Below are 5,641 nucleotides of genomic sequence, written 5' to 3'. Positions count from 1 at the left end.
GGGCGAGGGGCGCGATCGGGTGGTCAGCTATCGCCGTAGGAGGGCGGATCGTTAAGCCAGGGGCCGCTGGCTGCTGCCCGCAAGCCCATGCGGGTAGCTCCAGCACCTCCGGCGATGCTACCGCTGAACGCCCCTGTGCATGACGTGCGAGGCGCCTGTCCAAGAGCCTCACCGTCGCTGCCAGCAATGCCCGCTCATCTGGGAGGGAGCCCGCCCTAGACAGCAACAACAGCTCCTGCGCAAAGTTGAGCAACCACGTGGTCACCCTGCTCCACGGCTCAACAGAAAAGCAACGAACTGCGTCTGGTCGGCCTCCTTGGCGTGTTCCAGCGGATCACCTTCATTGACGTCCGCCCCGCGGTCGAGCAACAGGGTCGCGAGCCTGATCTTTTCGTCAGTGTTCAAGAGGTCGTCTCGAGCGAGCCACACCAAAGCCGGCTCGTCGTCTTCGTCTTCGGTGCAGGGGTATGCGTCGGCCGCAATACCGGCATCCAAGAGGGCGGCCACCAGGTGCAGATCTGCGCCAAGGCATGCGTGATGAAGCTGGGGGAACGGAAGCTCTTGCCCTCTGGCGTGAAGGGGCGGAGGCAATCCGTCCAAGGCCTCGTGCATCTCGTCGAAGATCGCTTTGAAATCGGGGTTTCTCGCGTATGCCTTGCCCCAGCCCGATATTTCAGCTCTTGCTTCCATGTCCATCCGACGCTCCCTATTGATTGTCACAGATACAACTTCGCTCAGCCCACGAACTGAAGACTACCGCTCATGGGCCCGACGATGCCCTTCTTGCGGGACCGTTCCCCGGCGCCTCATCGACTAACGGCGGCACCTAGGGGTTTCTTGAGGCAACACCCGCCCAAGCCGTATGCAAGGCCGAGGGAGGTGGGTCACGACGCAAGCCTTTTAATCGATCCCGCTGCAAAAAGCCGCGAGCGGGCGAACCTCAGCCCTTGGTCTTGCCAGCAAACTCCTTGAGCTTCTCGAGGGCCTCCCTTTGCTTGGCCAACGGCAGCTTGCTCACGAGCAAGATCACCTCGGCCAACACGTCTGATGTCGCGTGGAAATACGCGACCGGCAAACCGAGCGCTTTTGCCAACGCCTCAGACGTAGCCGGGTCCGGGTCGTGCTGCCCGGTCTCGTAGCGGCTCACTCGGGTCGCCCCAGAGACTGAGTCCACCATCCCAATGCGCTCGGCCAGTTGTGCCTGCGTCCAGCCTCGAGCAATCCGCGCACTGCGCAGTCGTTTGCCGTAGATCGTCGAGGGCGTCTTGGGTTGCGGCATCCGAAAACTTGCACCACAGCTGAATTCCCTCTCAGTTTGACGGTTGGAACTCGGTTGCACATCTGCGATTATCGTAAATGCCGCCGGGTTGGCGGTCTACAGGGGCTGCATATGAAGCACTCACGACACGGAGCGGTCGCCTCGCTCCTTGCACTGTCTTTCTCCCTCCCCGCCCTCGCCCAGGAAGAGGTGCCGGCGGCTCCGAACAAGCCCGGCTTCTTCCGTCAGCTTGGGACCAGCCTCAAGGACGCCGGGCAGCAGGCCATCGGCGTCAATTCCTCCCCCACGAACCGGGCGCCCCCTGGACGCTCGAACGGCTTGGGAGCCGCCTACACGCCTCTCAGTGGAGCTGGCAAGCTGCCCAACCTCTTCAGGGCGGACAACCACCAACAGGCTCAGCTTGGGAAGCTTGATTGGCCGAGGGTGGCGCTGACCATCCAGGAATGGGGTGCTTCCCTGCCGTGTTGGACCATTGAGGCCAGGATTTGGACAAGCCCGACTGCGTCGACCACCGAGAGCTTCCGAACCTGCTCCGATGCCCCACTGACGGAGACGGATGACCTGGGCGATACAGCGGAGCTCAACACGTCGGCCCTCTGGAAGGGGCGGGACACGCTGACGGGCATTCGAGTGCCTGCGGGCAAGCCCAACACCGGGGCCGGCCGCTCGACCGGTCCTAATCCGCCCAGCCAGCCCTTTGTGGTCAACGTAAGCCGCCCGGGTGTGTCCGACCGAGCCGTTGAGGTGGCCCTTCGGGTGGCATGGGTCTCTGGCTTCATCCAGACCACGGACCTCCATCCCGGCCCCAGCGGGATCCTCACCCCATTTAGGGATGGCCGCATGTGGATCGCCGGGTTCCAGCCCGATGGCAACCGCGACCGCTAACCACCAGGGCCGAAGAGCCCATCCAAAGGAATAGAAGCGATGAAAGCATGGACTTTGGCCGCTGCGGCGGCCCTCACGCTGACCGCCTGCAGCGGCAAGCCGTCCGCGGCGGAGGCCCGGCAGGCCTTGGCCGACCTCATGGCCCAGAGCGCCTCAGCGCCTGTCATCACCATCGAAGGATTCACCCTGACCGGTTGCAAGCGGGCCGAGGCCACGGACGGCTACCGCTGCGATACCCGCGGCACCGTGGTCCTGGACATGATGGGCAACCGAGTGCCGCTGCCGGTCGACAAAAACCTTCGGTATGCCAAGACCGGCGACACTTGGAGGGCTCACGCCCAATGACCACCATTCCCACACCTGCAATTGCGACCTCTCAGGTGAACCAGCGAAGGCTGATGACCCCACGAAACCGGTTCTTCTGGTGGTATTCGCTGTCCCTGCTCTTCATGGGACCTTTCGGGTTCATTGTCGGGCCGCTGATGGCCCGGCGAGGAACGCGGAAGGTAGAACGGTTTCACCCTGCAGCAGCCTGGGAGGCTCGGCAACGCGATCATGGGTTCACTTGGTGGCAGTGGTGGATCATGACGCCATTGACCGTGCTGGGCGCGTTTTGGGCGATCACGGCGCTAAGCACTCTTCCCATGATGCTTTTGGTGCTCTACGCGCAGCTTACCCAGTAGGCCCTGAAGAATGGGCGGCAACGCTACGCTCGGCAACGTGCGTCTCCCTAAAGCGTTGCTGGTATCCATCGCGCACCGTCCGCCGGACCATGGCCAGCTGCACTAGCGGCTGACCCCGGCCGACGCTCTGGAGGAGGTCCCCCCCCGAAAAGCTTAGCAAGGAAGACGATCAAGCATGCCTTTCAGCCTGCCCGGGCTCGCCCTCATCCACCCTGCCAAAGGACGAGTCCAAGTCAAACCAAATTTAGAACTGGCAAACCGCCTCCATCAAAACTCTTGCCAATGCGTCGTCTCTGCAGCGGCCAGAACTGGGTTCGGGCTTCTAGAATTAGCAGCAGGAGAAGCACCGTTGGGAAGCTTGACGCGCAGGGCGGTAGCCGCAGCACGTGCTCCACAATGTTTCGCTTCATTTCCCGCTTCTTTACTCGGAGAGCGAGGATCGCCACCAGTTTCCAGCCTAAAGACCGACACGGCATCTGCCAGCTGAACCGACTGATCTTCCATTGCACGGGCGGCTGCCGTTGCCTCCTCCACAAGCGCCGCGTTCTGCTGCGTCGTTTCGTCCATCTGCGCCACGGCTTGGTTCACCTGCTCGATCCCCGAAGCCTGCTCCTGGGACGCTGCGGAGATCTCGTCGATGATGCTCGAAACTTCCGCCACCGAGCTGACGATCTCCGTCATTGTCTGACCCGCCTGATCTGCAAGTTCAGATCCATGGGCAACCTTGGCTACCGAATCCTCGATCAAGGCCTTGACTTCTTTGGCGGCAGACGCTGAGCGCTGAGCAAGGTTTCGGACCTCCGATGCGACGACGGCGAACCCCCTTCCCTGATCGCCCGCGCGCGCGGCCTCCACGGCAGCGTTAAGGGCCAGTATGTTGGTCTGGAACGCGATGCCGTCAATGACCGAAATGATGTCGCCAATCCGACGCGAAGATGCTTCGATCTCAGCCATGGTCACGACCACCTGGCTGACTACGCCACCGCCCTGCCCCGCAACCTCGGACGCCCCACTCGCCAGCGCACTGGCCTGTCGGGCATGTTCGGCGTTCTGCCGGACCGTCGAAGTAAGCTCTTCCATGGACGCAGCCGTCTCCTCCAGGTTTGCCGCCTGCTGCTCGGTGCGGCGCGACAGATCATCATTGCCGGACGCAATCTCCGACGAGGCGGTATTGATCGCCGAAGACGCAACTTGAATGCGCGAAACCATGCCTGTCAGCTGCGCGATGGTTGCGTTTGCGTCCTCGCTCATGGTGGCGAACACCCCTCGGAAGTCCCCTTCCATACGCTGCGTCAGGTCACCCGACGCAATTGCACGGAGCAAGTTGGAAACTGCCTCCAAACTGTGGTCCGCAGTCTCCATCAAGCGATTGAGGTCGCCCACCATGATGGCAAAGTCATGCTGAAACACGGACGAGTCGCCACGAGCCGAGAAGTCGCCGTCGGCGGCCGAAACCGCCAAGCGCTTGACCTCCGTGTTGATGGCCAGGAGGCTAGCCTTGGCTGCGTCCATGGATTCGTGAAGCAAAGCTCGCGAGCCAGGCAGTCGGCGCGCATCCCGGCGCAGGTCGCCCGCAGCGTACTCGTTGAGCACCGCAACGGCATCCAAGATGGCATTGAGGTGCTCGAATACCATGGTGTTCATGCCCTTGGCTAGTTCACCATACACCCCCGGCAGGTCTTCAGGAATACGATGCGAGATATCTTCGGATTCATGCTTCTTGATCATCACCTTGGTGTCGCTGGAGAACCGATCCAAAGTTGTGACCATCTCGCGCAGGGATACCAGCATTTGACCTGCTTCGTCCCGGCTGTAGTAGTCGGTGCGCACAGCCAGATTGCCCTTCGCGACGTTACGAATGGCCTCAAGTGCTTGACCAATTGGGCGGGTTACCGAACGGCTGATTGCCCAGCCCAGAACGCTGGCAACCACACAAAGCACCAGTACAACTACGGCGGTGATGGACATCAGCCTATCCAAGCTGGCCGCGTTCGTAGCCAGCTCGGTCTTCATTCCGTCGAGGTTGTATTCGCTGACCTTCTCCATGTTCTTGAACAAGGCGACGCGCTTGGCACGGGACTCGGTGTTGGAAATCCGCTTGGCCTCTTCGACATCGCCGGCGACCACGGCGTCGCGAAGCGTGTCATGCATGGCGAAGTATTCCGCCAACGATTGCATGACAGGGTTGAACAACGCCTCGTCTTCCTTGTTCGCGAAAGACGCCTGGTATTGAAGCACTAGCTCGTCGATCTTGGCCTTACTTGCCTTGATTCGCCCCTCATACTCTGACACCACCTGAGGGGAGGCGATTTCGTTAACTTGGGATATCTCGTAGATCCGGAGGTCGCCCAACTGCGCACGCATTTCACCTATGGCATAGTTGCCGGGCGCCCACACTGTTGCAATACGCGACAGCTCCTGCTTGGACTGGGAGGCGCGAATGACCGTAAACACGCCCAAGGCCAACGTCATGGCGGTGGTCACCGCGAAGGCCAGCATCAATTTCTGGGAAATTCTTAGATTTTTGAACCAATTCATCAAGGTTGATCCTGCTCGTTAAGTTGCGACATGCCTACCGACTTTGTTCTTTTCTGGTTTTCGGTTGAGTCGCATCCATCGCATACCAAAACCCGCTTTCACAACATCCTCCAAAGCGTTTCACCGGCCGGGAGATTGAAATTGCCGCTTGACTTCAGCCCCTGTGTTAGCCGCAGCCATCGTTCGCCGCGCGGCCAGCACACCTAAAGGGCCGCAGCGTTGGCAGACAAGTCGGTGAGGGGCCGCACTCCGAGGG

The 5,641-nt window shown here is 61.1% G+C and carries 6 protein-coding genes; 3 read left to right on the top strand and 3 right to left on the bottom strand.

Going from position 1 to position 5,641, the window contains the following annotated elements:
• Positions 1-261: 261 nt before the first annotated feature.
• Positions 262-696 (bottom strand): hypothetical protein, encoded by a 435-nt coding sequence (locus ACXJKH_RS13330; RefSeq protein ID WP_457319939.1) that lies wholly within the window; start codon positions 694-696, stop codon positions 262-264.
• A 244-nt stretch (positions 697-940) separates the two neighbouring features.
• Positions 941-1,279, bottom strand: a complete 339-nt coding sequence (locus ACXJKH_RS13325; protein WP_088434121.1) for a helix-turn-helix domain-containing protein — start codon at positions 1,277-1,279, stop codon at positions 941-943.
• Between the two features lie 111 nt (positions 1,280-1,390).
• Between ACXJKH_RS13325 and ACXJKH_RS13320 the strand changes: the two genes are divergently transcribed.
• The 3 genes from ACXJKH_RS13320 to ACXJKH_RS13310 are packed head-to-tail and all read left to right on the top strand — an operon-like array spanning position 1,391 to position 2,847.
• Positions 1,391-2,164: a hypothetical protein gene (locus tag ACXJKH_RS13320; RefSeq protein WP_457319937.1), complete on the top strand. Its 774-nt coding sequence runs from the start codon at positions 1,391-1,393 to the stop codon at positions 2,162-2,164.
• A 39-nt stretch (positions 2,165-2,203) separates the two neighbouring features.
• Complete coding sequence (locus tag ACXJKH_RS13315; protein WP_457319935.1) at positions 2,204-2,509, top strand: hypothetical protein; 306 nt, start codon at positions 2,204-2,206, stop codon at positions 2,507-2,509.
• Positions 2,506-2,847, top strand: coding sequence for a hypothetical protein (locus ACXJKH_RS13310; protein WP_457319933.1), 342 nt, complete (start codon positions 2,506-2,508; stop codon positions 2,845-2,847). The genes ACXJKH_RS13315 and ACXJKH_RS13310 overlap by 4 nt, the downstream gene beginning before the upstream one ends.
• A 267-nt stretch (positions 2,848-3,114) precedes the next feature.
• On the opposite strand, the gene ACXJKH_RS13305 is transcribed toward ACXJKH_RS13310, so the two are convergent.
• Positions 3,115-5,385, bottom strand: a complete 2,271-nt coding sequence (locus ACXJKH_RS13305; RefSeq protein ID WP_457319931.1) for a methyl-accepting chemotaxis protein — start codon at positions 5,383-5,385, stop codon at positions 3,115-3,117.
• Between the last annotated feature and the right edge of the window lie 256 nt (positions 5,386-5,641).

The sequence above is a fragment of the Stenotrophomonas sp. P5_B8 genome (genome assembly GCF_054049855.1).
This window is presented reverse-complemented; position numbering and strand designations above follow the sequence as displayed.

Excerpts from the sequence above, each read along its gene's own strand:
- ACXJKH_RS13320 (WP_457319937.1), top strand. The coding sequence starts at position 1,391 with ATGAAGCACTCACGACACGGAGCGGTCGCCTCGCTCCTTGCACTGTCT.
- ACXJKH_RS13325 (WP_088434121.1), bottom strand. The coding sequence starts at position 1,279 with ATGCCGCAACCCAAGACGCCCTCGACGATCTACGGCAAACGACTGCGC.
- ACXJKH_RS13330 (WP_457319939.1), bottom strand. The coding sequence starts at position 696 with ATGGACATGGAAGCAAGAGCTGAAATATCGGGCTGGGGCAAGGCATAC.
- ACXJKH_RS13310 (WP_457319933.1), top strand. The coding sequence starts at position 2,506 with ATGACCACCATTCCCACACCTGCAATTGCGACCTCTCAGGTGAACCAG.
- ACXJKH_RS13305 (WP_457319931.1), bottom strand. The coding sequence starts at position 5,385 with ATGAATTGGTTCAAAAATCTAAGAATTTCCCAGAAATTGATGCTGGCC.
- ACXJKH_RS13315 (WP_457319935.1), top strand. The coding sequence starts at position 2,204 with ATGAAAGCATGGACTTTGGCCGCTGCGGCGGCCCTCACGCTGACCGCC.